This is a genomic window from Halorubrum pallidum (assembly GCF_055380345.1).
This window is the reverse complement of the sequence record NZ_AP043945.1, coordinates 1,486,580-1,508,289: the sequence shown is the minus strand read 5'-3', so window position 1 is coordinate 1,508,289 and position 21,710 is coordinate 1,486,580. Positions and strand designations below refer to the sequence as shown.

The following is a 21,710-nucleotide window of genomic DNA, read 5'->3' as shown; positions in this document are numbered from 1 at the left end:
GCGTGCGTCACCTCCGTCCGCCTGCGCGCGTCGCCCCCGTTGGCGAACCGACGGCTATTCGGGTGCCGCCCCCGGAGCGGCGGGCGTGATAGCGATCGTCGTGAGTCGGGCCGACAGCGCCTCGGTACGCATCGGAGAGCAGCTGCTTTCGATCGGCGACTGGGAGTCTCGCGAGGACACGGCGCGCCCCGACGCGGCGGGCGGCGGCGCCTACTATCGAACCGACGGCTTCGAGCTTCGCGAGTTCGACGGCCTCCACATCGATCTGGACGACCCGACGGACGCGTTCGAAACGGACGGCGAAGCCCCGGAGTTCCTCGTATTCGTCTCTCGGCACTCCGGGGACAGCGGCGAGCTGTTGACCGCACACGTCACCGGGAACTTCGGTCCCGCGCCGTACGGCGGGGAGCCGGAGACGCTCTCACGGGCCGCGCCCGGCGCGGAAAAGCGTGTGATCGCAGCGTTGGCGACGCACGCGCCGGCGGGGTACGATGTGGGGATCGAGTGTACGCACCACGGGCCGACGGACGTGTCGGTCCCCTCGCTGTTCGTCGAACTCGGCTCGGACGAGCCGCAGTGGAGGGACACGGACGCCGCCCGCGCGGTCGCGCGAGCGGTCCTCGATCTGCGGGGGACGGGGCCGGACTTACACGCGTCGGGCTCCGGTGACGGGGAGGCAGACCCTCGTCACGTCGTCGGCTTCGGCGGCGGCCACTACGCCCCGCGGTTCACGCGGATAGTTCGCGAGACAGCGTGGGCGGTCGGCCACGTCGGCGCGGACTGGTCCCTCGGTGAGATGGGCGCGCCCGACGCGAACCGGGACGTGATCGAACGGGCCTTCGAGCGGAGCCGGGCTGACCTCGCCGTTGTCGAGGGCGACAGGCCCGCACTCTCGTCGGTGATCGACGACCTCGGCTACCGCGTCGTGAGCGAGACGTGGGTCCGGACGGTCGGCGACAGGCCGCTCGCGCTCGTGGAGCGGCTGGAGACCGATCTCGCGACGGTCGACGACGGGCTCCGGTTCGGCGAGGTCACTCCCGCGTCGGCGGGTCCCGACGCGATCCGAGTCCGCGAGCTGCCAGCGGCACTGCTGTCGCGGGCCCAGGGTGTAGACTCGGCTGCGGCCCGCGCGGCGGTCGAGGCGACCGCCGTCGCCTTCGAGACCGATCAGGCCGGGACGCGAGCCGTCGATCGATGTGCGTTCGCGACCGGCACCGAGACGCCCGGATACGCCGACCTCGTCGCCGAACTCGCGACCGTCTTAGAGCGCCGGTACGACGCGGTCGATATCGAGTACGGCGACGCGGATGTCGAGGTCAACGCGGATGTCGAGTGCGGCTCGGATATCGAGGTCGGCGACGCGGTCGACGTCGGGCCGACCGCCGCCGAACCGACGGCCGTCGTCGCGCGAGAGACGGCCTTCGACCCGTCGCTCGCCGCCGATCGGGGCGTCCCGGAGGGGCCGGCGTTCGGGCGGCTCGCCGACGGTGAGCCGGTCGCCGTCGACGGCGAGACGATCGAGCCGGCGGACGTGTCGCGGACGCGAGTCGACCGTTTTTCGACCGCGACGACCGGAGCCGACGAGCGTCACACCTGATCACCCCGCGGCCGAAGGCCGCACGGCGGGCTCCGATCGGCGGAGTTCGTCCGACCATCGTCAGACGATCGGGCAAAAATAAATACGTCCGGGTCGCAACCACACCACATAATGGACTCTATCGTAGAGGACGCCATCGACGAAGCCGAGGAAGCCCCGGCCGACGACGCCGGGGAGGCCGGCACCGATGCCGGCGCCGGCGACGGAACCGCCGGTGCACCGCCACAGACCGGGACGATGACCGACGACGAGTTGCAGGACGTTCTCCAAGACCTCCAGACGAACATCACGGTGGTCGGCTGCGGCGGGGCCGGCGGCAACACCGTCAACCGGATGACAGAGGAGGGAATCCACGGCGCGAAGCTCGTCGCCGCTAACACGGACGTTCAGCACCTCGTCAACATCGAGGCGGACACGAAGATCCTCATGGGCCAGCAGAAGACGCAGGGCCGCGGTGCCGGCTCGCTCCCACAGGTCGGCGAGGAGGCCGCCATCGAGTCCCAAGAGGAGATCCAGGACGCGATCGACGGCTCCGACATGGTGTTCGTCACCGCCGGCCTCGGCGGCGGCACCGGGACCGGCTCCGCCCCGGTGGTCGCGAAGGCCGCCCGCGAGTCGGGGGCCCTGACCATCGCCATCGTCACGACCCCGTTCACCGCCGAGGGCGAGGTTCGCCGAACGAACGCCGAGGCCGGCCTCGAACGCCTCCGTGACGTGAGCGACACCGTCATCGTCGTCCCCAACGACCGCCTGCTCGACGCGGTCGGGAAGCTCCCCGTTCGACAGGCGTTCAAGGTGTCCGACGAGGTGCTCATGCGCTCGGTGAAGGGTATCACCGAACTGATCACTATGCCCGGCCTGGTGAACCTCGACTTCGCCGACGTTCGCACCGTCATGGAGAAAGGCGGCGTCGCGATGATCGGACTCGGCGAGTCAGACTCCGATTCGAAGGCGCAGGATTCGGTGAAGTCGGCGCTCCGCTCGCCGCTGCTCGACGTCGACATCTCCGGCGCGAACTCCGCGCTGGTCAACGTCACGGGCGGCACCGACATGTCCATCGAGGAGGCCGAGGGAGTCGTCGAGGAGATCTACGACCGGATCGACCCCGACGCGCGGATCATCTGGGGAACCTCCGTCGACGACGATCTGGAAGGCGAGATGCGGACGATGATCGTCGTGACCGGCGTGGAGTCCCCGCAGATCTACGGCCGCAACGGCGAAGCGCCGGAGGGCGCGTCCGAGGTCGAAGACATCGACTACGTGGAGTGACCGACGCCGTACGGTCCGACCCTCGACCGAGATAGAGTCTTTCGAACCGAGCGATTTTCGAACTGGGCGTTCCCTCCGAGGCGGACGTGCTGTCCGACGCCTCCGCCCGCGATTTCTCCGGGCGGACGTCGATCCGCCGACAGCCCGTCATCAAAAGGTAAAAACCGTCTCGTCTCGAAGCCGCTCGTAACATGGACGTTCCGTACGACCTCAACAGCTACATTCGGGTGCTGAAGCTGGCGAGCACGCCGAGCACCGACGAGTTTCTTCAGGTGTCGAAGATCGCCGGCGCGGGTATCCTCCTCATCGGCTTCATCGGCTTCCTGATGTTCGCGATCATGAGCCTCCTGCCGGGGGTCGGCGCGTAATGCCGATCTTCTCGGTCAAGACCACCGCGAGCCAGGAGCGGACCGTCGCCGACATGCTCGCCGAAAAGGAGATGCCGGAGATTCAGGCGGTCATCGCCCCCGACCAACTCACGAGCTACGTGATGGTCGAAGCCACGGACGGGAGCGTGTTCGCTCGAATCCTCGACGAGATCCCGCACGCTCGTGGCGTGATCCAAGGATCGGACGGCCCGGCGCGGAGTCCCTTCTCAGAGGTCGAGCACTTCCTCTCGCCGACTCCCGACGTCGAGGGGATCGCTGAGGGCGACATCGTCGAGCTGATCGCCGGTCCGTTCAAGGGCGAGAAGGCTCGCGTTCAGCGGATTGACGAAGGCAAAGATCAGGTGACCGTTGAGCTGTACGAAGCGACCGTCCCCATTCCGGTCACCGTCCGCGGCGACCAGATCCGCGTGCTCGACAGCGAGGAGCGTTAACCGACCCGAACGGCGGTAGACCGTCGTCCGTCGGCGATCCGCGCTCCGATACCCGAGGCACCGTCGGCAACGACAAGGGCTTTATCCGACGACGACCGACGAATCGGATATGTTCGGTCCCGGCGTGCCGGCGATCATGAGTCTGGTCCCGGACACGTTCACGTTCGCGTGGATCGTCGCGATCTTATTCGCCGCCGCGTGGCTGCTCGACAGCCGCGGACTGGCGGTCGGTCGCACGCTCGCAGCCGGGACGTGGGTACTGTTCGGACTGTTCTGGCTGTCGACGGTGCCGTACTTCGCGTTCGAACACCAGAGCTACGTCGAGTCGATCCTCGCACTCGTGGGATTTCCCGCCAGCGTGTACGCCGGATACCTGTTGTACAGCGGCCGCGCGTCCCTTTTCACGCTCACGCGAGCGATTTCGATCATGCTGTTCATCTACCTCCCGTTCGAGACGATCCCCGCGTTCACGGTCGGCGGTGTGGCGGTCCCGGAGCCGCGGCGGGTGCTGATCGAGATCGTCGCGAGCCAAACGGGGGCGCTCATCGACCTACTCGGATACGCGCCCGAAGCGGTGACGAGCAGCGAGGGATACGACGCGGCGTACTCTTGGACGCTTGAGGACGGCCACACTGTCGTCATCCATATCGTGCTGGCGTGTACGGGGCTCGGGAGTATGGCCATCTTCGGCGGATTGGTCGCCGCCGTGGAGGCCCCGCTGTCGCGGAAGCTCCGCGCGCTCGCGGTGTCGCTCCCGCTCATCTACGTCCTCAATATCCTCAGAACTACGTTCATCTCCGTCGTCGCCGGCAACCAGTATATGCACTGGTACCCGGACCTCGTGTTGACGATGTTCGGCGCGACCGACCCGTACCGCGTCTCATTTCTGATCTCCGACCGGATCATGAGCCAGCTCCTCGCGGTCGTCGCGCTCGTCGGGATAACGTTCCTCGTGGTGCGGCAGATGCCCGAGCTCGTCGTCGTCCTCGAAGACGTGCTCTACCTCCTCACGGGCGAGGAACACGACCTCACCGAGTCACTCGACCTCCCGCGAGAGCCGACGAACCGGTGAACGGAGGCGCGTCCGACGCGCTGAGTGTGGTGATAGCAAGTTATAGGCGTCGCTGTCGCGTGGTTCGGCGCATGCGCGGTACTGCCTCGGCGGCCGACAGACGCCGGGTCGCGACTCGACGGAGGGGGTGCCGGTGGTAGACGCCGTCGACCCGCTCGTGTACCTCCAGACGAACGTCGCGAGGCTGGTGTTGGCGACGGCGCTCGGGATGTTCCTCGGACTGGAGCGGGAGTGGTCTCATAAGTCGGCCGGGATCCGGACGTTCGCGCTGATCAGCCTCGCGGCCGCGGTGTTCTCTCTCGTCGGCAGCGACGGGCTCCTGATCGTCGGGGGGATCCTCATCGTCGCGATCGCGGTGCTGCTTGCGGTCCGAAGCTTCGTCGAGCCCGATGTCGACGGGCTCTCGCTCACGACCTCCGTCTCGATGCTCGTCACGTACGGGGTCGGGGCGCTCGTCGCGAACGAGTTCTTCATCGAGGCGGTGACGGTGGCCGTGCTCTCCTCGCTGCTGCTCGTGTTGAAACGCGAGCTACACCAGTTCGCGTGGGGGCTCTCCAGAGAGGAGGTTCGGAGCGCCGTCGAGTTCACGATCCTCGCGTTCGTCGTCTTCCCGCTGCTTCCGGCGGAGACCGTCGATCCGTGGGGGGCGATCCAACCGCGGCTCGTCTGGTCGCTCGTCGTCGCGGTCAGCGGTATCGGTTTCGTGAACTACGTGCTCGTGAAGCGGTACCAGAGCCGCGGCTACGCGGTCACCGGCTTCTTCGGCGGCCTCGTGAACTCCACCGCGGTCGTCGCCGAGATGGCCAAGCGGGCGCGGGGTCACGCGGACCTCCACGGCATCGCCGTCGGGTCGATCCTGCTCGCGAACGCGGCGATGGCGCTCCGGAACGCGGCGGTCGTCGCGGTCTTCGTGCCGGACGCGGCCCTCGTCGTCGGCGTGCCCCTCGGGGCGATCACGGTCGTCGGGGTGGCCGTGGCGGTGTGGCAGAGCGACTGGGAGACGCCGATAGAGACCGACCTCACGTCGCCGTTCAGCCTGCAGAACGCGCTCACTTTCGGCGCGTTGTTCCTCGCGGTGCTTCTCGCCTCCGCGGGCGCAGAGCGCGCGTTCGGTGCGGGCGGGTTCGTCGCGACCTCGTTCCTCTCGGGGCTGGTTTCGTCGGGGACCTCGACGGCGACCGCGGTGTCACTGCTCGGAACCGGACAGATAACCGTCGACACCGCGGTCGCCGGCGTGATCGCCGGAACGGTCGCGAGCATCCTCGTGAAGACGGCCTTCGCTGCGAGCGTCGCGCGCGAACTCGTTCGACCGGTGTTGGTCTGGAACCTCGTGTTGATCGCCGCCGGCGTCGCCGCGGGCGTTCCGCTGTTGATCCTGTGACCCGGTGCGACCGGCTCGTCAGGTCGTCACGAGAGGTGCTCGGCCACGTCCGTCGACGAGACCATCCCGACGTAGTCGTCGTCGACGACCGGGAGGTGTTTGACGCCGTACATCGTCATCATCGCCGCGACTTCCTCCATCATGAGGTCGGGCGTCACGGTCTCGACGTTCTCGGTCATCACGTCGCGGACGGTCGTCGACTCGATGTCGCGCTCCTCGGCGACCGCGCCGATGATGTCGCTCTGGGTGACGATACAGCCGCCGCCGGTCGTCACGACGAGCGCGCTGATCCCGTCGGCGTGCATCCGCCGAGCCGCGTCCCGAAGCGGCTCGTCCGCACCGATCGTCTCCAGTGGCGTCGACATGATGTCGCTGACGCGGGTCCGATCGTTTAGGTCCATGCTGTGACGTGTGCTATCACATCTGATTACTCTTCCGGAATGCGCAACGGAGGATTCCGTTCACACGTTGCTACCGAACCGCCGAGAGGAACGCGGTGAGATCGGTCGTCGAGACCATGCCGATCAGTTCGTCGTTCTCGGCGGTCACCGGTAGATGTGTGTATCCGTGCGCCGTCGGTTCGGCCAGTTCCTCGACCGTGTCGTCGGGGCCGATAGTGACGACGTCGCGTGTCATGAACGCGTCGACCGGCGTCTCGTCTTCGGGGTCGTTCTCCCGGACGAGCGTGACGAAGTCGGTGGCGGTGATCAGTCCCGCGAGCCGCCCGTCATCGACGACGAGAATCGAACTCACACCGGTTTCGAGCATTCGCGCCGCGGCGTCGGCGGCCGTGGCGCCCGGCCCGATCGTGACGAGGTCCGTCGACATGACCGCCTCGACTGTCGTCGTATCCATGTGACGCGGTAACGTGAACCAGTAATATCAAACGTGGGGTCGCGGATCCGGGTACGCACTCGGCCGTTCCTCGATCGTTCACTCCCCGAGCAGCTCCGACGGCGCGCCCGCCAGCCCGGCGAGCGCGTCGGCTTCCACGTGATGGAGGTCGCCGGGGATCACGAGCAGGTGGAGCGGATCGCCGAAGTCGCGGCCGGCGAGCTCGGAGAGTCGATCCGCCTCGACGACGGCGTCCGGCGACCCCGCGCGGGCGACGACGACCGCCAGCTCGTCTGCCCAGCCGTCGGCGAGCAGCTCGGCCGCGACATCGGCGGTCATGTACTCCTCGTGGTCGGGGTCGAGACCGGTCGGGCCGGTGCCGACTTTGATGTCCAGATACACGACCGTGTGGAGCCCGCGCTCGCGGTTCGCCTCGATCGTCTCGACCACGCTCTGTGGGACGTCGTCGCCGCCGTGTGCGTACGGGAACGGGAGCGTCGTCGCCTTGCCGAACCGGTAATTCTGAAGCCCCGTGAGGCTCGACGCGGCCGATTGCGCTGTCACGCCGTGGATCACGCGCGTGTCGATCCCGCGTTCCTCGGCGCGGAGTCGGAGGTCCGTGTGGGTCGTGGAGATCATCGTATCACCGGCCGTCAGGAACGCGGCGTCCCCGTCCGTGGCCGCGTCGAGGACCGGCCCCGGATCTCGTTCGACGCCCTCGCGCGGACGCACCTCGATCTCGACGCCGTGGTACGCGTCCAGATCGGCCACGTCCGCGCCGACGAGCCTGCTGGTGTAGAACTCGGCGAAGACGCGATCGGCCGCCCGGATCGCCTCGCGTCCCTCGACGGTGACCGACCGCTCGTCGTAGAGGCCGAGTCCGATGAACGTGAGCATGCCCTCGGTCGGTGTGGCGGCGGCTAAAAGGGTGCGGAACCGCGTCGCCGCCGGCGGCTCGTTTCGGGTTCTTCACGATCGTCCCTTGTGATTCCATAGCAAGCACTAAGAGGTAACCAACACAAAGTCAAGCCACGAGGCCTACACGGGCTCACATACCACTATGACTGATGATGAACTCATCTGGCGAATATCGGGGGGATCCGGTGACGGGATCGCGTCGACGAGCCAGAACTTCGCAAAGGCCCTGATGCGCTCGGGGCTGAACGTCTTCACGCATCGCCACTACCCGTCGCGGATCCGCGGGGGCCACACGTACACCGAGATTCGCGCGTCCGGGGACCCGGTACAGTCCCGCGGAGACGGCTACAACTTCCTGCTGGCGCTCGGCGACTCGTTCGCTCGCAACCCGCAGGAGGAATCCGTCTACGGGAACGAAGAGATCAAACCGCTCTCCGAGAATCTCGACGAGCTTCGCGAGGGCGGCGTCATCGTGTACGACGAGGGCCTGCTCGACGCCTCCGAGATCCCGAACTTCGAGGAGCGCGCCGAAGAGAACAACTGGCACGTCTACCCGCTCGATCTCCGCGGACTCGCCCGTGACATGGGCCGGGAAGTGATGCGGAACACCGCCGGTGTCGGCGCGACCCTCGCGCTGATCGGGATGGACCCCGAGCACGTCGAGGACCTCATGCGCGACGCGATGCCGGAGAAGATCCTCGATCCGAACCTGGAGATCCTAGAGACCGCGTACAATCAGGTCCAGGAGGAGTACGATATCGACGCGCCCGACGTGACCGTCCCGACGGGCGAACACGACGAGACCCAACTGCTCATGTCCGGGTCGGACGCCATCTCCTACGGCGCTATCGACGAGGGCTGCCGGTTCATCGCCGGCTACCCGATGACGCCGTGGACCGAGGTGTTCACTATCATGACGAAGCACCTGCCGAAACTCGGCGGGATCTCGGAGCAGGTCGAAGACGAGATCGCGGCGGCCGCGCTCGCGGTCGGCGCGTCTCACGCCGGCGTCAAGGCCATGTCCGGCTCCTCCGGCGGTGGCTTCGCGCTGATGTCGGAGCCGCTCGGACTCGCGGAGATGACGGAGACGCCCGTCGTCCTCGTCGAGGCCATGCGCGCCGGTCCCTCGACCGGGATGCCGACGAAGCCGGAGCAGTCCGACCTCGAACACGTCCTGTACACCTCACAGGGCGATTCCCAGCGCGTCGTCTTGGCGCCCGGGACCGTCGAGGAGGCGTACACGCAGTCGCGGATCGCCTTCCGGCTGGCCTACGAGTACCAGATACCGTCGATCCTGCTGTACGACCAGAAGCTCGGCGGCGAGCTCGTCAACGTCCCCAAGAGCCACTTCGACCGCGACCCCAACCCGACGCTCGGCAAGACGCTGACGGAGGACGCGCTGGCCGAGGAGCCACACTCGGCCGACGGGAAGTTCCACCGGTTCCAGCACGACGTCGAGGACGGGGTCTCCCCCCGGTCCATCCCCGGTCAGAAGGGCGGTCGCTTCCTCGCGACCGGCAACGAGCACAGCCCGACCGGCCACATCGAGGAGTCGCCGGACAACCGCGTCGCGCAGATCGACCGGCGGACCCAGAAGCTGGAGGCGATCCGCGCGGACCTCGATCAGGAGGACACCGGTTCGTACACCGGTCCCGAGGACGCCCAGTACGGCATCCTCACCTTCGGGAGCCAACAGGGAACCGTCGAGGAGGCCGTCGGACGACTCAACGATGCGGGCGTCTCCGTGAAGTCGTACGGCGTCTCCGACATGCTCCCGTTCCCGACCGAGCAGGTCGAGGCGTTCGTCGAGAGCGTCGACGAGGTGCTCGTCGTCGAGATGACCGCCTCGGGACAGTTCCGCGGGCTCATCCAGAAGAACCTCGGCCGCTACGGCGAGAAGCTGTCGAGCCTGCTGAAGTACAACGGGAACCCGTTCGAGCCGGCGGAGATCGTCGACGGGTTCGAGACCGCCATTATCGAGGACGACGGCGACGCGTCCGGCCATCAGACCACCTTCGTCCCAGCCGCAGGTGACTAACAATGAGCACGTTTTCAGCAATCGGAGAGGAGCGAGAGATCGACCGCGACGAGTACACCCCCGGCGTCGAGCCGCAGCCGACGTGGTGTCCGGGCTGCGGTGACTTCAGCGTCCTGAAGGCGCTGAAACAGGCCCTACCCGAGGTCGGGCGCACGCCCGAGGAGACTCTTCTGTGTACCGGGATCGGCTGTTCCGGCAAGCTGAACAGCTATCTCGACACGTACGGGTTCCACACGATCCACGGGCGCTCGCTGCCCGTGGCCCGCGCCGCGAAGCTCGCCAACCCGGATCTCGAAGTCATCGCCGCCGGCGGCGACGGCGACGGGTACGGGATCGGCGGGAACCACTTCCTCCACACTGCTCGGGAGAACCACGACATGACGTACATCGTCTTCAACAACGAGATCTTCGGCCTCACGAAGGGACAGACGTCCCCCACCAGTCCGAAGGGCCACAAATCGAAGACGCAGCCGTCCGGCAGCGCTAAGGAGCCACTCAAGCCACTCTCGCTGTCGCTCAACGCCGGTGCCTCCTACGTCGCCCGCACCGCCGCGGTCAACCCGAACCAGGCGAAGGAGATCATCATCGAGGCGATCGAGCACGACGGCTTCGCGCACGTCGACTTCCTCACCCAGTGTCCGACCTGGAACAAGGACGCGCGTCAGTACGTCCCGTACATCGACGTGAACGAGTCCGACGACTACGACTTCGACAAGACGGATCGCGTCGAGGCCGCGGAGATGATGCGCGAGACCGAGGAGTCGCTGTACGAGGGTGAGGTACTCACCGGCCGCTACTACGTCGACGAGGACCGCCCGTCCTACGGCGAGGAAAAGCAGGCCATCGGCGAGATGCCCGAGGAGCCGCTCGCCGAGCGCTACTGGGATGACGACTACGAGTGGGAGCGCTCTCACGACCAGTTCCTCGACAAGCACGCCTGACACGGGTAGAGACCGGAACATCCGGTCGATCCCGCTCTGATTCGTTGTCCGTTCGTCTTGTTTTTCTATTCGCAAGGTATTTTTTCCATGGCGACAAACCAGTAGCTATGAGTACGGTATCGACGGAAGAACGGATCCTGTCTGTGCTAGAGGAGGACGCGCAGGCCTCCTGTGCGGAGATCGCCGACAGAGCCGACGTCTCGAAGCCGACGGTACGAAAGTACATCGACCGCCTCGAAGAGAAGGGCGTGATCGTGGGATATTCGGCGGAGATCGATCCGAAGAAACTCTCGTCGCAGTCGATCGCGATGGTCGGAATGGACGTCGACTCCGGTCAGTACGTGGGTGCGACCCGCAAGCTGAAGGAACTCAACGAGATACAGGCGCTGTACACCTCATCCGGTGACCACATGCTGATGGCCGAGGTCCGCGCCGGCGACGGCGACGAACTCGGCGACGTCATCTCCGAGAAGCTGCTGGCGATCGACGGGGTCACTGCTGCACACCCTTCATTCCTGCAGGAACGCTTGAAGTAGGCGACCGGTTCGCGGTCAGTGGGTCCGCCGCCGACCGCGGTGATCGGGTTTTTAATCACTTCGACCGTACCGTCGTCCGAAATGTACTCCGAGATTCTCGTTCCGACTGACGGCAGTCCGGCGTCCGACGCGGCGATCGAACACGCGCTCGATCTCGCCGCACAGTACGACGCACGCGTTCACGCGCTCTACGTCGTCGACGGGAGCGCGTATTCCTCGCTCGAAGCGGGCGCGGAGCTCGTCGTCGAGGCGCTCGAAGACGAGGGAGCGGCGGCGACCGACCGCGTCGCCGCCGCCGCCGCCGAGGCGGGGATCGACTGCGAGACGACCGTCACCACGGGAACCGCCTATCAATCGATCCGCGACTACGTCGAGGAGAACGACATAGACGTGATCGTCATGGGCACCCACGGCCGCAAGGGGCTCGACCGGTACCTCCTCGGCAGCGTCACGGAGCGCGTCGTCCGGACCGCCGACGTCCCCGTACTGACGGTCCGACAGCCGACGAATGAGTAGCGTTCTGCGGAGCGCGTCGAGTGTCGGTACCGAACGACCAGCGTCGCCGCTCCGCAGGCCGCGGTGATCGTCGTGCGCGACTGGCTGTCTCACCGCGTCGTGGCCTCACCCGATGCGACCGCGCTCGTGCGGGCCGAGGACGGCGAGGCGTGGACGTACACCGACCTCGATCACCTCGTCTCCGAGACGGCTGGGCGGCTCGTCGCCCGCGGAATTACGGAGGGAGATCGGCTCGGTGTCCTCACGCCGCCGTACGTCGGGACGGTCGGGCTCGTCCACGCGGCGATGCGGATCGGTGCGACGTTCGTACCGCTCGGGCCGGACCTCACCGAACACGAATTGCGCGAACGCGTCGAACGGGCCGGCTTATCGGCCGTCGTCTGTGCGGAATCGACGGAGGACGCCGCGTGCTCGGCGGTCGACGACATCGAAAGCGTACCGGTGTACTCGGTCGACGAACCGACAATCGACACCGTCGAGGCCGTCCACGCAGTGGATCCGGAGCCCGTGGAGCCGGTCGAGTGGGGGTTCTCCGACCACCTCTGTCTGCTCTTCACCTCCGGAACGACTGGCGACCCCAAAGGGGTCCCGCTCACCGCCGGGAACGTCTATAGCTCCGCGGTCGCGTCCGCGTTCAGGCTCGGTGTGGATCCGGACGACCGGTGGCTCGTGTCGTTGTCTTTACACCACATGGGCGGGCTCGCACCGGTGTACCGGTCGGTGCTGTACGGAACGACACTGGTGCTCCGCGAGGGGTTCCGTCCCGGCGAGACGGCGGACGACATTGACACCTACGATGTCACCGGCGTGTCGCTCGTCCCGACGATGCTCACGCAGATGCTCGACAGGCGCGGAACGCTCTCGGACTCGCTCCGAGCGGTTCTCCTCGGCGGTGCGCCCGCGCCGGACGACCTGCTCGAACGGTGTCGCGACTACTCGATACCCGTCTATCCCACCTACGGAATGACCGAGTCGGCCTCCCAGATCGCCACGGCGACGTCGACCGAGACGAGCGATCGGCTCGGGACGGTCGGTCGCCCCCTGTTCGGCACCGACGTGACGGTCGTCGACGAGGCGGGAACGCCGGTCGATCCGGGCGAGCGGGGCGAGATCGTGGTCGACGGCCCGACCGTCACGCCGGGATACGCGGATCCCGACGCGCCGAGAGAGTTGGACCGGTCGGCGTTCGGCGAGTACGGACTACACACCGGAGATGTCGGTCGGTTCGACGAGGACGGATACCTGTACGTGCTCAATCGCCTCGACGACCGGATCATCAGCGGCGGCGAGAACGTCGACCCCGGAGAGGTGCTCGACGCGCTCCGCTCGGTTCCAGGTATCGAGGACGCCGCCGTCGTCGGACTCGACGACGACTTGTGGGGAGAACGCGTCGCCGCCCTGATCGTCGCGGAGAGAGATGTCGTCGGTACTGCTGATACCGCTGATACGGAATCCGGCGAGAGCGTCGACATCGATGACGGAAACGGAGATATCGATGACGGCGAGAGCGACGAGGAAGACGGCGACGTCGATATCGATGACGGCGAGAGCGACGAGGAAGACGGCGATATCGGCGATATCGATGACGGCGAGGGCGACGAGGAAGCGCAGACGGCGGCGACCGACGAGACCGGACCCGCAACCGTGGACGACGAGAGGCTCGTGTCCGTCCTTCGGACGCGGTTGGCCGGGTTCAAGCTGCCGAAGACGATCGCGTACGTCGAGGAGCTACCCCGGACCGTCTCGGGAACGGTCGACAGAGCGGCGGTCCGAGAGATCCTCCGAAACCGCGGGTACGACCCGCGAAACGGGCCGGAGGCCGAGCTCGAAACCGCGGGCTTCGAACCCGCCGATCCCGCGGACCCTTCGGAAGCCGACGGAGAAGACGGATCTCCGGCCGATCCGGAAGCGATCGAGAGCGTCTCAGAAGGCCGAGACCGGGTTGACGAGGCGGAAAGCGACGGTGACACGGACAGCGACAGCGGGGACAGACACGACGGGGGTGCCGTCGACGACGACGCGGGCGGAGACGACGATGAAAGCGCCGACAGCGGGAGCGTCGATGGCGGAGATGACGAGCACGGAGACGACGAGTGCAGAGATGACGAGCGCGGAGACGACGAGCGCGGAGACGACGAGGACTGAGCTACCGGTGACTCACGCCAGCGTCGACTCTCCGCGTACCGACACCGACGAGCGCGGCCGAGCACCGTTTTCTGCGATCAGACGAACGCGACATATCGATCCACACACCTGAATACATCACGCAGTGACAATCCGTACATACGCACGATCCCGCGTTATTTTTATACTGTCTCGCCGTCGATCCGGTATGACCGAGACCACCGACGGGACCGAGATCATCGACGGGAACGCCGTCGCTGCGGACGTGCGCGAGGCGGTCGCGGGGCACGTCGAGACGCTCGACGCCGCCGGCGTGACGCCCGGCCTCGCCACCGTGCTAATGAGCGACGACCCCGCGAGCGAGACGTACGTCTCGATGAAACAGCGCGACTGCGAGGAGGTCGGGATCGAGGGGATACACATCGAGATCGACGCCGACGCACCCGCCACGGAACTGTACGACACCATCGACGATCTGAACGAGCGCGAGGACGTCCACGGCGTCTTGGTGCAGCTACCTGTGCCGGACCACGTCGACAAGCGGAGCGTCCTGCGACAGATCGATCCGGAGAAAGACGTCGACGGCTTCCACCCGGAGAACGTCGGCCGCCTCGTCGCCGGCGACGCCCGGTTCAAGCCCTGTACTCCCCACGGCGTGCAGAAACTGCTCGACGCGTATGACGTGGAGACCGAGGGGACCGACGCGGTCGTCGTCGGCCGGTCTGACATCGTCGGGAAGCCGATGGCGAACCTCCTGATCCAGAAGTCTCCGGTCGGCGACGCCACCACCACCGTCTGTCACTCGCGAACGCGGGACCTGGAGGCGAAGCTCGCGGACGCGGATCTCGTGATCGCGGCCGCCGGGATCCCGGAGTTCATCGACGGCTCGATGATCAAGCCGGGCGCGACCGTGATCGACGTGGGGATCAACCGCGTCGACGCGGACACGGATAAGGGGTACGCGCTCGTCGGCGACGTTGACTACGACTCCGCGAGCGACGTGGCGGGCGCGATCACGCCGGTGCCCGGCGGCGTCGGTCCGATGACGCGGGCGATGCTGCTGTACAACACGGTGAAGGCTGCCGGTATCCAGCACGGCGTCGACCTCGATCTCGACTGAGGCTTCGAACCGACACAGTTCGACGCATCAATTCAGCGAGTGCCGCCGCTGCGATTCGATCCGAGAATTCGACGCCTACAGCTCGACGACGCGGTTCGACAGCGTTCCGACGCCTTCGTAGGTGATCTCGACGGTCTCGCCCGGCTCGACCAAGCCGGGGTTCGCGGGGCTCCCGAACGCGATGCAGTCGCCGGGTTCGAAGGTGAACCGCTCCGAGAGGTACGCGACGATCTCGTGGGGGCCGAACAGCATCAGTTCGGTGTTGGCGTCCTGCCGAAGTTCGCCGCCGACCGTGGTCGAGATGTCGAGGTTCGTCGGGTCCACGTCGGTCTCGATCCACGGGCCGAGCGGTCCCGATCCGTCGAACGCCTTGCGGGCGGTCCGCCCCTGCTGGTCGAGCGCGTCGACGTCGTTCATGATCGTGTACCCGCGGACGACGTCCGGTACGTCCTCGGGGTCGAGGTCCCGACACCGCTCGTCTATCACGGCGACGAGTTCGCCGGCGTAGGTCAGTTCGTCGGTCCAGTCGGGATAGCGGATCTCCTCGCCGTGTGCGAGCAGGCTCGTCGGCGGTTTGATGAAGAAGTCCGGCTCTTCGGGCCGCTCGTACTCCATCTGATCGAGCGTCTCGGCGTAGTTCCGGCCCACGCAGTAGAGCGCGCTCGGGTCGCACGGGGGGAGCAGGCGACCGTCGCGGCCGACCTCGTAGCGGCCGTCTTCAGCGACGATCGTTCCGTCCTCGTAGCGTCCGGACACCGGTCCGTCGGGGGTGAGCAGGCGTGCGAGTCGCATGCCCGCACGTCACTCCGCGAGCGTGAAAAGGCGTCGGTGGCGGTCGATCTCGCGTCTCTCGTCGGCACCGCACCCGCCCGCCGGCCGCGTCACTCGTCTCTCGGTCGGGCCGCGGCCTCGGTCCCGATGACGACGCCCGATCGGATCTCGAGGGCGGTCTCGAACTCCTCGCGAGTCCTGCCGTCGCCGTCGACGCGCGCGACGGCGGCCTCGTGCGCCCGGACGACGGCGTCGCGCTCGCGGTCGGAGAGATCCAGACGCGCGGCGATCGCCGACCAGTGATCGGGCTCAACGAGGAACGTCTCGCGGTCCGAGTCGGTCGCGATCCGTTCGTACCGTCGTCGGTACGTCTCGATCCGCGGCCCGAGGTCGGCCTGCACGCGCGCGAGCAACTCGGGGAGGCGCGCGGCCGGGACGCTCGCCAGCGCGGCCGTCGTGACGAGCGCCGGCCCCTCGATGGGATAGGAGTCGGACGATTCCGCGGTCTCGTCTGTGCGCTCGGAGTCGTCCGAGTGATCTTCCGGTCGGTTCGCCCCGTCGTCGCCGGACATCAGCCGCCGGCCCGCATCGCCTTCTGGCGGTACTTGGGGAGCAGTTCTGCGAGCGTCTCCGGGTCACCGGCGAACTCGGCGGTCACCTCGGTGAGCGAAATCGCCCCCGCGGCGGTCACGCGCTCCGCGCGCAGGGTCGCGCGCCACCCGTCGCCGTCGACTCGGGTCGCCTCTGCCGGGTCGTCCGTCCCCACGAGTTCGCCGCCGAGATTGACGAGGTAATGGGCCGCGAGCCGCCGCGAGATCCCGCGGTACGCGACGGTCTTGCGCTCCCACCCCGATTCGGCCGGCGGGACCGTATCGGCGGCCTCCGCGCCCCCGTCTATCTCGTCCGTCGAGTCGGTCATACACCACCCGCGACCGGCGGAAACACGGAGAGCCGGTCGCCGTCTTCGAGGGGAGTGTCGAGCCCGTCGAGGTGGAGCACCTCCCGTCCGTTTTTCAGGACGTTGATCTGCGGGGCCAACTCGCCGTCGACGATCAGCCGATCCGCCATTCCCTCGTACTGATCTTCCAGCGATCGCAACACGTCGCCGACGGTCGATCCGTCGGCGAACGACGCCTCGACGGTCTTTCCGCCGGCGGCCTCGCGGAACGTGGCGAAAAAACGCAGTTCGAGTTCCATACCGATACATCTGGACGCGACGGCTTAAAAGCGGACGGCAGCGGAGGTCGCTACAGGTCCGACAGGCGGATCCCGTCTTCGACGAGTCGGAAGTTGCGCTCGCGGCCGAGGTCGTCACCGAGCCACTCGTGGTCGTACAGCTGCCCGATCAGTTCGACGTAGAGGTTCCGCCACGCGATCGCGTAGATCGGGGACTGCCCCCACGCCCGCAGTTCCGGAACGAACTCGTGGTACGTGCTCGCCTGCTGTTCCATGCGCTCGACCGCGTCGGCGACCACCTCGGCCGCCTCCGCGGAGTCGAGTCCCTCGATCTCCTCGTTCAGTCGCGACTGGATCCCGGCTATCGCTCGGCGCATGTCGCGTTCGGCGGTTCCGTCTTCGTCGGGCAGCGACTCGACGACGCCTTTCGGCACGCCGAGTTCTATCTGGGGCATACCGTGTGGTCTGGCCGGAACGGTGAAAAACCCACGCGACTCGGTCGCACGTCGGGGGGACGTTCGACGTCCCTCACGGTGTCGGGGCCGCCTTCTGGAGGGCGGTCTCCGCGACGTTGCCGCCGTAGTCCGCCGACCGGAGCACCGAATCCACGACGAGTCCGAGCAACTGGGCCCGGGTGGGGTCGAGGTCTCGAAGCAGTTCGTCGATGGCGCGCACGCGCTCGTCGATCGCTCTGACTCCCGCTCGCGCCTCGTTCGCACGTCTCGTGGCCGCCTCGCTATCCTCGTCGAACAGCGCGTCCATGGCGGCATCTATCACTTCGACGGCGTCGGCGTGGAGGTCGTTGACCGCGTCGACGACCTCCTCCGGAAGCGGCTCCTCGATGTTCAGCGTCAGGTGTGCGATCTTCGTCGCGTGGTCGCCGATCCGCTCCAGTTGCCGAGCGCTTGAGTGGTAATCGAAACACGCCTCGCGCGGGAGTCCGAGTTCTTCGACCGCCTTCGGCGTCCGAAGGGTCGCCCGGAAGATCCGCGAGACGACGAGCCACAGGCGGTCGAGATCGTCGTCACGGCCGATCACATCGCGGGCGAGGTCGTGGTCGCGTTCGGAGAGCGCGGTGATCGCGTCCTCGAGCATCGACAACGAGATCAGTCGCATTCGCGTGACGGCGTTGTGAATCGACAACTCCGAGGAGTCGAGTAGATCCTGAATGACGACCTGATCGCGCGTCTCCTCTAACACCTCCAGCCCGACGAGGCTCTGAACTGCGTCTCGGATCATCGACCGCTGTTCGGTGGTGATGTCTTGGCTCGTCAGTTCGATGGTGTCGAATCCGCTGACGTACATCGTCGTCACCGCCCGAGCGAGGGCTCGACCGGACAGGTCCGAAACGTCGAGCGTTCCGCGGGTCCGTTCGGCGTCAGACCGCGGCGTGAGAAACAGCGAGTCACCGTCCGGATGAAACTCGATTTCGGTACCGGCCTCCACGTCGTTGTCGGTCGCCCACGTCTTCGGAATCGAGACCGTGTACGTCGAACCGCCGGTGACTTGCACCTTCCTCGTCTCCATACGCCCCACTATCGGTCTATTCACTATAAATCTATTCAAAATATATACCTGCCGCGTGAACTCTACAGTAGATTAAATAGGCTCTGTGTCCTCTTCACCCTCGTTTCGGAATAGTTGTGCGGATCCATATTCAGAGGCACATTTAAATATATAGTACTATATATTGAGGTTCCTGCCACAGCTTTGGACCGATATTCGGGCTGGAACGACGTGGCGTTACCGTCGCGGACGGCCGAGACGAGTCCCATGAATTCGCCGAACCGACCGCCGTGTACGGCCCCGATCTCGGGGTCGAATCGCCCGGTTTCTGCCCTGTGGACGACTCGCACAGGACCGGGAGTTGAGAAGAGTTAAATTGGGTGCACCGCTATCGTGAGATGCGCTCGGTTGGTGTAGTCCGGCCAATCATGTTGGCCTTTCGACAGACGCGGTGTGTCGGTACACCGGTTTGGAAGACAGCCGACGACCAGGGTTCGAATCCCTGACCGAGCACTTCTCTGCGACGACACCGAACGGCTCCCAGCGTCTGCTGTCGCCGCCCGTCTTGCGCGGGTCGCTACTACTAAACCGTCCCCGATCGATCCTCGGGTATGGACGCCGAGCGCGAGGTACTCGACGTGTTGGCGCGGAACGCCCGCGAGGACATCGACGACATCGCGGCCCAGACGGGCCTTGACGCCGCCGCCGTCGAGCAGGCGATAGAGACGCTCGAAGCGGACCACGTCGTCCACGGCTACCAGGCGGTGATCGACTGGGATCGCGTCGACGAGGGGAAGATACGAGCGGTTGTCGAGATCAACGTCGAACTCGACCGCGAGACGGGGTACGAGGAGGTCGCAGACCAGATCGCGAAGTTCCCGGCGGTCGACGCCTTACACCTCGTCTCCGGCGACTACGACTTCGCCGTGGAGGTGCTCGGCGAGACGATGCAGGACGTCTCGGAGTTCATCTCCGAACAGGTCGCTCCCATGCCGGCGGTCACTCAGACGGTGACGCACTACATCATGGAGACCTACAAGGACGGCGGGGTGCGGTTCGAGGACGGAGATGACGACGACCGCCTCTCCGTGTCGCCATGAGGCTGTCGGATCGCGCTCGCGAGATCCCCGAGTCGGGGATCCGGAAGTTCTTCGAGTTGGCCGAGGCCCGCGACGACGTTATCTCTCTCGGGGTCGGCGAGCCCGACTTCTCGGCACCGTGGGCCGCTCGCACCGCCGCGATCGGCTCGCTGGAGCGCGGGAAGACCTCCTACACCTCCAACCGCGGAATGGCCGCCCTCCGCGAGCGGATCGCCGCCCACCACGAGCGGTACGACCAGCGGTACGATCCGGCCGAGGAGGTGCTGGTCACGACCGGCGCGAGCGAGGCGGTCGACCTGGCCCTCCGCGCGCTCGTCGATCCCGGAGACACCGTGGCGATCCACGAACCGACGTACATCTCCTACGGTCCCGGCGTCGAACTGGCCGGCGGCGATCCGCTCGCCGTTCCGACTCGGGCCGAGGATGACTTCGCGCTGACGCCGGAACGGTTGGAGGCCGCGGGTGCCGCGGAGGCCGACCTGCTCGTTGTGTGTTACCCCAACAACCCGACCGGCGCGACGATGACCGACGAGCAGTTCGGCGAGGTCGCCGCCTTCTGCCGAGACAACGACCTGCGGGTGATCGCGGACGAGATCTACGCCGCGCTCACTTACGGCGCCGACCACACCTCGATCGCTACCCAGCCGGGGATGCGCGAGCGCACCGTCGTCGTCAACGGGTTCTCGAAGGCGTACGCGATGACCGGCCTCCGGCTCGGGTACGCGCTGGGCCCGACCGAGGCGATCGACGCGATGAACCGGATCCACCAGTACACGATGCTGTCGGCTCCGACGACTCCACAGTACGCGGCATGCGAGGCGCTCGACCGCTGTGACGGCGAGGTCGAGGAGATGGTCGACGAGTACAACCGCCGTCGGCGTCTCGTGGTCTCACGGTTCAACGAGATGGGCCTCGACACGTTCGAGCCCGGCGGGGCGTTCTACGCGTTCCCCGACTGCGGCGGCGACGACGAGGCGTTCGCCGAGGAGCTGCTGGAGGCGGAAGGGGTCGCGGTCGTCCCCGGGTCCGTCTTCGGCGCGGGCGGCGAGGGACACCTCCGGGTCTCGTATGCGACCTCGATGCGCGAACTGAAGGAGGCGACCGATCGGATCGCGTCGTTCGTAGACGAGCGCTGGTGACCCTTCTGTCAACTCTCTCCGGCCGACTACCCGCCTACGCGTCGCCGTCGAACTCCATCGCGACGGAGTTGATACAGAAGCGCTTCCCGGTCGGGTCTGGACCGTCGTCGAACACGTGTCCGAGGTGCGAATCGCAGGTCGCACACCGAACCTCGGTGCGTCGCATTCCGTGGCTCGTGTCGAGCGTCGTCGTCACCGACTCCTCCTCGGCGGCGTAGAACGCGGGCCAGCCGCAGCCGGACTCGTACTTGGTCTCGGCGTCGAAGATCACCGTCCCGCAGGCCGCACAGCGGTACTCCCCGTCGTCGGGATGGTGATCGACGTACTCGCCGGAGAACTTCGCTTCCGTCCCGCTCTCACGAAGGATCCGGTACTCCTCGTCGGAGAGCCGTTCGCGCCACTCTTCGTCGGTTAGATCGCCGGGATCGCGGTCGTCGGTCTCGCTCATACCGTCCCTTGGCGGCGCACGGGCAAGGGGGTTGCGGCGATCCGCCGCCACCGACCCAACTGGTATCATCCTCGCGGCGAATCGGGCCATATGGCGCGCGAAATCACGCACGAGGAGCGGGGTCCGGCGGTGCTCGACGACGACGACAAGGGTGACGACGGGCTGATCTACGTCTGTCGGTGCGGCCTGTCGGACTCGCAGCCGCTCTGCGACGGGTCACACAACGCGACGACCGACGAGGAAGACGGCATCGTTTATAAGTACGCAAACGACGACGCCGACGGCGATCGTCGGGTGATCGGAGAGATCGCGTCCGACGGAGAGTGAGACGTGGCGAGTCCGGATTCACGGGAGATCGAAGACGCGAACGAGGAAGGCGGCATTGGTCATAAACGTCCGATCGG

Annotated in this window: 25 protein-coding genes and 1 tRNA gene; 16 read left to right on the top strand and 10 right to left on the bottom strand. The window is 66.6% G+C overall.

Annotation, left to right across the window (positions count from 1 at the left end; genetic code table 11):
- Positions 1–85: 85 nt before the first annotated feature.
- The 6 genes from ACZ45C_RS09435 to ACZ45C_RS09410 all read left to right on the top strand — a co-directional run bounded on the left by ACZ45C_RS09435 (position 86) and on the right by ACZ45C_RS09410 (position 6,139).
- Entirely contained in the window at positions 86–1,597 is a 1,512-nt protein-coding gene (locus ACZ45C_RS09435; protein WP_460558779.1) for a D-aminoacyl-tRNA deacylase, read from the top strand.
- A gap of 111 nt (positions 1,598–1,708) precedes the next feature.
- Entirely contained in the window at positions 1,709–2,866 is a 1,158-nt protein-coding gene (gene ftsZ / locus ACZ45C_RS09430) for a cell division protein FtsZ (protein WP_460558777.1), read from the top strand.
- 191 nt (positions 2,867–3,057) lie between these two features.
- Complete coding sequence (locus ACZ45C_RS09425) at positions 3,058–3,234, top strand: protein translocase SEC61 complex subunit gamma (protein ID WP_006628863.1); 177 nt, start codon at positions 3,058–3,060, stop codon at positions 3,232–3,234.
- A complete protein-coding gene (locus ACZ45C_RS09420; protein ID WP_460558774.1) occupies positions 3,234–3,686 on the top strand; it encodes a transcription elongation factor Spt5 in 453 nt (150 codons plus the stop codon). Before ACZ45C_RS09425 ends, ACZ45C_RS09420 begins: the two co-directional genes overlap by 1 nt.
- Positions 3,687–3,795: 109 nt before the next feature.
- Complete coding sequence (artA, locus tag ACZ45C_RS09415) at positions 3,796–4,758, top strand: archaeosortase A (RefSeq protein WP_460558772.1); 963 nt, start codon at positions 3,796–3,798, stop codon at positions 4,756–4,758.
- A 133-nt stretch (positions 4,759–4,891) separates the two neighbouring features.
- Positions 4,892–6,139: an MgtC/SapB family protein gene (locus ACZ45C_RS09410; protein ID WP_460558770.1), complete on the top strand. Its 1,248-nt coding sequence runs from the start codon at positions 4,892–4,894 to the stop codon at positions 6,137–6,139.
- A gap of 26 nt (positions 6,140–6,165) precedes the next feature.
- Here the strand turns inward: ACZ45C_RS09410 and ACZ45C_RS09405 are convergent, their stop codons facing one another.
- The 3 genes from ACZ45C_RS09405 to dph5 form a co-directional block, all read right to left on the bottom strand.
- On the bottom strand, positions 6,166–6,540 hold the full coding sequence (locus tag ACZ45C_RS09405) for a CBS domain-containing protein (RefSeq protein ID WP_460558768.1): 375 nt from the start codon (positions 6,538–6,540) through the stop codon (positions 6,166–6,168).
- A 70-nt stretch (positions 6,541–6,610) separates the two neighbouring features.
- The gene (locus ACZ45C_RS09400; protein WP_460558766.1) at positions 6,611–6,994 is read right to left on the bottom strand and encodes a CBS domain-containing protein; all 384 of its coding nucleotides are present in this window, start codon (positions 6,992–6,994) and stop codon (positions 6,611–6,613) included.
- Between the two features lie 78 nt (positions 6,995–7,072).
- A complete protein-coding gene (gene dph5 / locus ACZ45C_RS09395) occupies positions 7,073–7,870 on the bottom strand; it encodes a diphthine synthase (protein ID WP_460558764.1) in 798 nt (265 codons plus the stop codon).
- A 163-nt stretch (positions 7,871–8,033) separates the two neighbouring features.
- Here dph5 and ACZ45C_RS09390 point away from each other — a divergent pair, with 163 nt between their 5' ends.
- The 6 genes from ACZ45C_RS09390 to ACZ45C_RS09365 all read left to right on the top strand — a co-directional run bounded on the left by ACZ45C_RS09390 (position 8,034) and on the right by ACZ45C_RS09365 (position 15,166).
- Positions 8,034–9,929: a 2-oxoacid:acceptor oxidoreductase subunit alpha gene (locus tag ACZ45C_RS09390; RefSeq protein ID WP_460558762.1), complete on the top strand. Its 1,896-nt coding sequence runs from the start codon at positions 8,034–8,036 to the stop codon at positions 9,927–9,929.
- A 2-nt stretch (positions 9,930–9,931) separates the two neighbouring features.
- Positions 9,932–10,870 carry a thiamine pyrophosphate-dependent enzyme gene (locus ACZ45C_RS09385; protein ID WP_460558760.1) on the top strand — a complete coding sequence of 313 codons (939 nt, stop codon included), beginning with the start codon at positions 9,932–9,934 and terminating at the stop codon, positions 10,868–10,870.
- Positions 10,871–10,977: 107 nt separating this feature from the next.
- On the top strand, positions 10,978–11,406 hold the full coding sequence (gene lrpA1, locus ACZ45C_RS09380; RefSeq protein WP_460558758.1) for an HTH-type transcriptional regulator LrpA1: 429 nt from the start codon (positions 10,978–10,980) through the stop codon (positions 11,404–11,406).
- An 81-nt stretch (positions 11,407–11,487) separates the two neighbouring features.
- Positions 11,488–11,922, top strand: a complete 435-nt coding sequence (locus tag ACZ45C_RS09375; RefSeq protein ID WP_460558756.1) for a universal stress protein — start codon at positions 11,488–11,490, stop codon at positions 11,920–11,922.
- 72 nt (positions 11,923–11,994) lie between these two features.
- On the top strand, positions 11,995–14,067 hold the full coding sequence (locus tag ACZ45C_RS09370) for a class I adenylate-forming enzyme family protein (RefSeq protein ID WP_460558754.1): 2,073 nt from the start codon (positions 11,995–11,997) through the stop codon (positions 14,065–14,067).
- 187 nt (positions 14,068–14,254) lie between these two features.
- Positions 14,255–15,166 (top strand): tetrahydrofolate dehydrogenase/cyclohydrolase catalytic domain-containing protein, encoded by a 912-nt coding sequence (locus ACZ45C_RS09365; RefSeq protein ID WP_460558752.1) that lies wholly within the window; start codon positions 14,255–14,257, stop codon positions 15,164–15,166.
- 75 nt (positions 15,167–15,241) lie between these two features.
- Here ACZ45C_RS09365 and ACZ45C_RS09360 read toward each other — a convergent pair whose 3' ends face one another.
- The 6 genes from ACZ45C_RS09360 to ACZ45C_RS09335 all read right to left on the bottom strand — a co-directional run bounded on the left by ACZ45C_RS09360 (position 15,242) and on the right by ACZ45C_RS09335 (position 18,640).
- On the bottom strand, positions 15,242–15,958 hold the full coding sequence (locus ACZ45C_RS09360; RefSeq protein WP_460558750.1) for a fumarylacetoacetate hydrolase family protein: 717 nt from the start codon (positions 15,956–15,958) through the stop codon (positions 15,242–15,244).
- Between the two features lie 89 nt (positions 15,959–16,047).
- Positions 16,048–16,509: a hypothetical protein gene (locus tag ACZ45C_RS09355; RefSeq protein ID WP_460558748.1), complete on the bottom strand. Its 462-nt coding sequence runs from the start codon at positions 16,507–16,509 to the stop codon at positions 16,048–16,050.
- Positions 16,509–16,856, bottom strand: a complete 348-nt coding sequence (locus ACZ45C_RS09350; RefSeq protein ID WP_460558746.1) for a hypothetical protein — start codon at positions 16,854–16,856, stop codon at positions 16,509–16,511. Before ACZ45C_RS09350 ends, ACZ45C_RS09355 begins: the two co-directional genes overlap by 1 nt.
- Positions 16,853–17,134: a ubiquitin-like small modifier protein 1 gene (locus ACZ45C_RS09345; protein WP_460558744.1), complete on the bottom strand. Its 282-nt coding sequence runs from the start codon at positions 17,132–17,134 to the stop codon at positions 16,853–16,855. Before ACZ45C_RS09345 ends, ACZ45C_RS09350 begins: the two co-directional genes overlap by 4 nt.
- Before the next feature lie 50 nt (positions 17,135–17,184).
- A complete protein-coding gene (locus tag ACZ45C_RS09340) occupies positions 17,185–17,568 on the bottom strand; it encodes a hypothetical protein (protein ID WP_460558742.1) in 384 nt (127 codons plus the stop codon).
- Between the two features lie 73 nt (positions 17,569–17,641).
- The gene (locus ACZ45C_RS09335; protein WP_460558740.1) at positions 17,642–18,640 is read right to left on the bottom strand and encodes a PhoU domain-containing protein; all 999 of its coding nucleotides are present in this window, start codon (positions 18,638–18,640) and stop codon (positions 17,642–17,644) included.
- Between the two features lie 381 nt (positions 18,641–19,021).
- Between ACZ45C_RS09335 and ACZ45C_RS09330 the strand changes: the two genes are divergently transcribed.
- The 3 genes from ACZ45C_RS09330 to ACZ45C_RS09320 all read left to right on the top strand — a co-directional run bounded on the left by ACZ45C_RS09330 (position 19,022) and on the right by ACZ45C_RS09320 (position 20,858).
- A tRNA-Glu gene (locus tag ACZ45C_RS09330) sits at positions 19,022–19,132 on the top strand.
- A gap of 98 nt (positions 19,133–19,230) precedes the next feature.
- Positions 19,231–19,719, top strand: coding sequence for an Lrp/AsnC family transcriptional regulator (locus ACZ45C_RS09325; protein ID WP_460558738.1), 489 nt, complete (start codon positions 19,231–19,233; stop codon positions 19,717–19,719).
- Positions 19,716–20,858 (top strand): pyridoxal phosphate-dependent aminotransferase, encoded by a 1,143-nt coding sequence (locus tag ACZ45C_RS09320; RefSeq protein WP_460558736.1) that lies wholly within the window; start codon positions 19,716–19,718, stop codon positions 20,856–20,858. Before ACZ45C_RS09325 ends, ACZ45C_RS09320 begins: the two co-directional genes overlap by 4 nt.
- Before the next feature lie 34 nt (positions 20,859–20,892).
- Here the strand turns inward: ACZ45C_RS09320 and msrB are convergent, their stop codons facing one another.
- Positions 20,893–21,306: a peptide-methionine (R)-S-oxide reductase MsrB gene (gene msrB / locus ACZ45C_RS09315; protein WP_460558734.1), complete on the bottom strand. Its 414-nt coding sequence runs from the start codon at positions 21,304–21,306 to the stop codon at positions 20,893–20,895.
- A 90-nt stretch (positions 21,307–21,396) separates the two neighbouring features.
- On the opposite strand from msrB, the gene ACZ45C_RS09310 reads away from it, so the two are divergent.
- Positions 21,397–21,633, top strand: coding sequence for a CDGSH iron-sulfur domain-containing protein (locus tag ACZ45C_RS09310; RefSeq protein ID WP_460558732.1), 237 nt, complete (start codon positions 21,397–21,399; stop codon positions 21,631–21,633).
- Positions 21,634–21,710 lie beyond the last annotated feature (77 nt).

Coding starts and splice junctions, on each gene's coding strand:
- ftsZ (WP_460558777.1), top strand. CDS start 1,709: ATGGACTCTATCGTAGAGGACGCCATCGACGAAGCCGAGGAAGCCCCG.
- ACZ45C_RS09425 (WP_006628863.1), top strand. CDS start 3,058: ATGGACGTTCCGTACGACCTCAACAGCTACATTCGGGTGCTGAAGCTG.
- ACZ45C_RS09420 (WP_460558774.1), top strand. CDS start 3,234: ATGCCGATCTTCTCGGTCAAGACCACCGCGAGCCAGGAGCGGACCGTC.
- artA (WP_460558772.1), top strand. CDS start 3,796: ATGTTCGGTCCCGGCGTGCCGGCGATCATGAGTCTGGTCCCGGACACG.
- ACZ45C_RS09405 (WP_460558768.1), bottom strand. CDS start 6,540: ATGGACCTAAACGATCGGACCCGCGTCAGCGACATCATGTCGACGCCA.
- ACZ45C_RS09400 (WP_460558766.1), bottom strand. CDS start 6,994: ATGGATACGACGACAGTCGAGGCGGTCATGTCGACGGACCTCGTCACG.
- dph5 (WP_460558764.1), bottom strand. CDS start 7,870: ATGCTCACGTTCATCGGACTCGGCCTCTACGACGAGCGGTCGGTCACC.
- ACZ45C_RS09390 (WP_460558762.1), top strand. CDS start 8,034: ATGACTGATGATGAACTCATCTGGCGAATATCGGGGGGATCCGGTGAC.
- ACZ45C_RS09385 (WP_460558760.1), top strand. CDS start 9,932: ATGAGCACGTTTTCAGCAATCGGAGAGGAGCGAGAGATCGACCGCGAC.
- lrpA1 (WP_460558758.1), top strand. CDS start 10,978: ATGAGTACGGTATCGACGGAAGAACGGATCCTGTCTGTGCTAGAGGAG.
- ACZ45C_RS09375 (WP_460558756.1), top strand. CDS start 11,488: ATGTACTCCGAGATTCTCGTTCCGACTGACGGCAGTCCGGCGTCCGAC.
- ACZ45C_RS09365 (WP_460558752.1), top strand. CDS start 14,255: ATGACCGAGACCACCGACGGGACCGAGATCATCGACGGGAACGCCGTC.
- ACZ45C_RS09360 (WP_460558750.1), bottom strand. CDS start 15,958: ATGCGACTCGCACGCCTGCTCACCCCCGACGGACCGGTGTCCGGACGC.
- ACZ45C_RS09355 (WP_460558748.1), bottom strand. CDS start 16,509: ATGTCCGGCGACGACGGGGCGAACCGACCGGAAGATCACTCGGACGAC.
- ACZ45C_RS09350 (WP_460558746.1), bottom strand. CDS start 16,856: ATGACCGACTCGACGGACGAGATAGACGGGGGCGCGGAGGCCGCCGAT.
- ACZ45C_RS09345 (WP_460558744.1), bottom strand. CDS start 17,134: ATGGAACTCGAACTGCGTTTTTTCGCCACGTTCCGCGAGGCCGCCGGC.
- ACZ45C_RS09340 (WP_460558742.1), bottom strand. CDS start 17,568: ATGCCCCAGATAGAACTCGGCGTGCCGAAAGGCGTCGTCGAGTCGCTG.
- ACZ45C_RS09335 (WP_460558740.1), bottom strand. CDS start 18,640: ATGGAGACGAGGAAGGTGCAAGTCACCGGCGGTTCGACGTACACGGTC.
- ACZ45C_RS09325 (WP_460558738.1), top strand. CDS start 19,231: ATGGACGCCGAGCGCGAGGTACTCGACGTGTTGGCGCGGAACGCCCGC.
- ACZ45C_RS09320 (WP_460558736.1), top strand. CDS start 19,716: ATGAGGCTGTCGGATCGCGCTCGCGAGATCCCCGAGTCGGGGATCCGG.
- msrB (WP_460558734.1), bottom strand. CDS start 21,306: ATGAGCGAGACCGACGACCGCGATCCCGGCGATCTAACCGACGAAGAG.
- ACZ45C_RS09310 (WP_460558732.1), top strand. CDS start 21,397: ATGGCGCGCGAAATCACGCACGAGGAGCGGGGTCCGGCGGTGCTCGAC.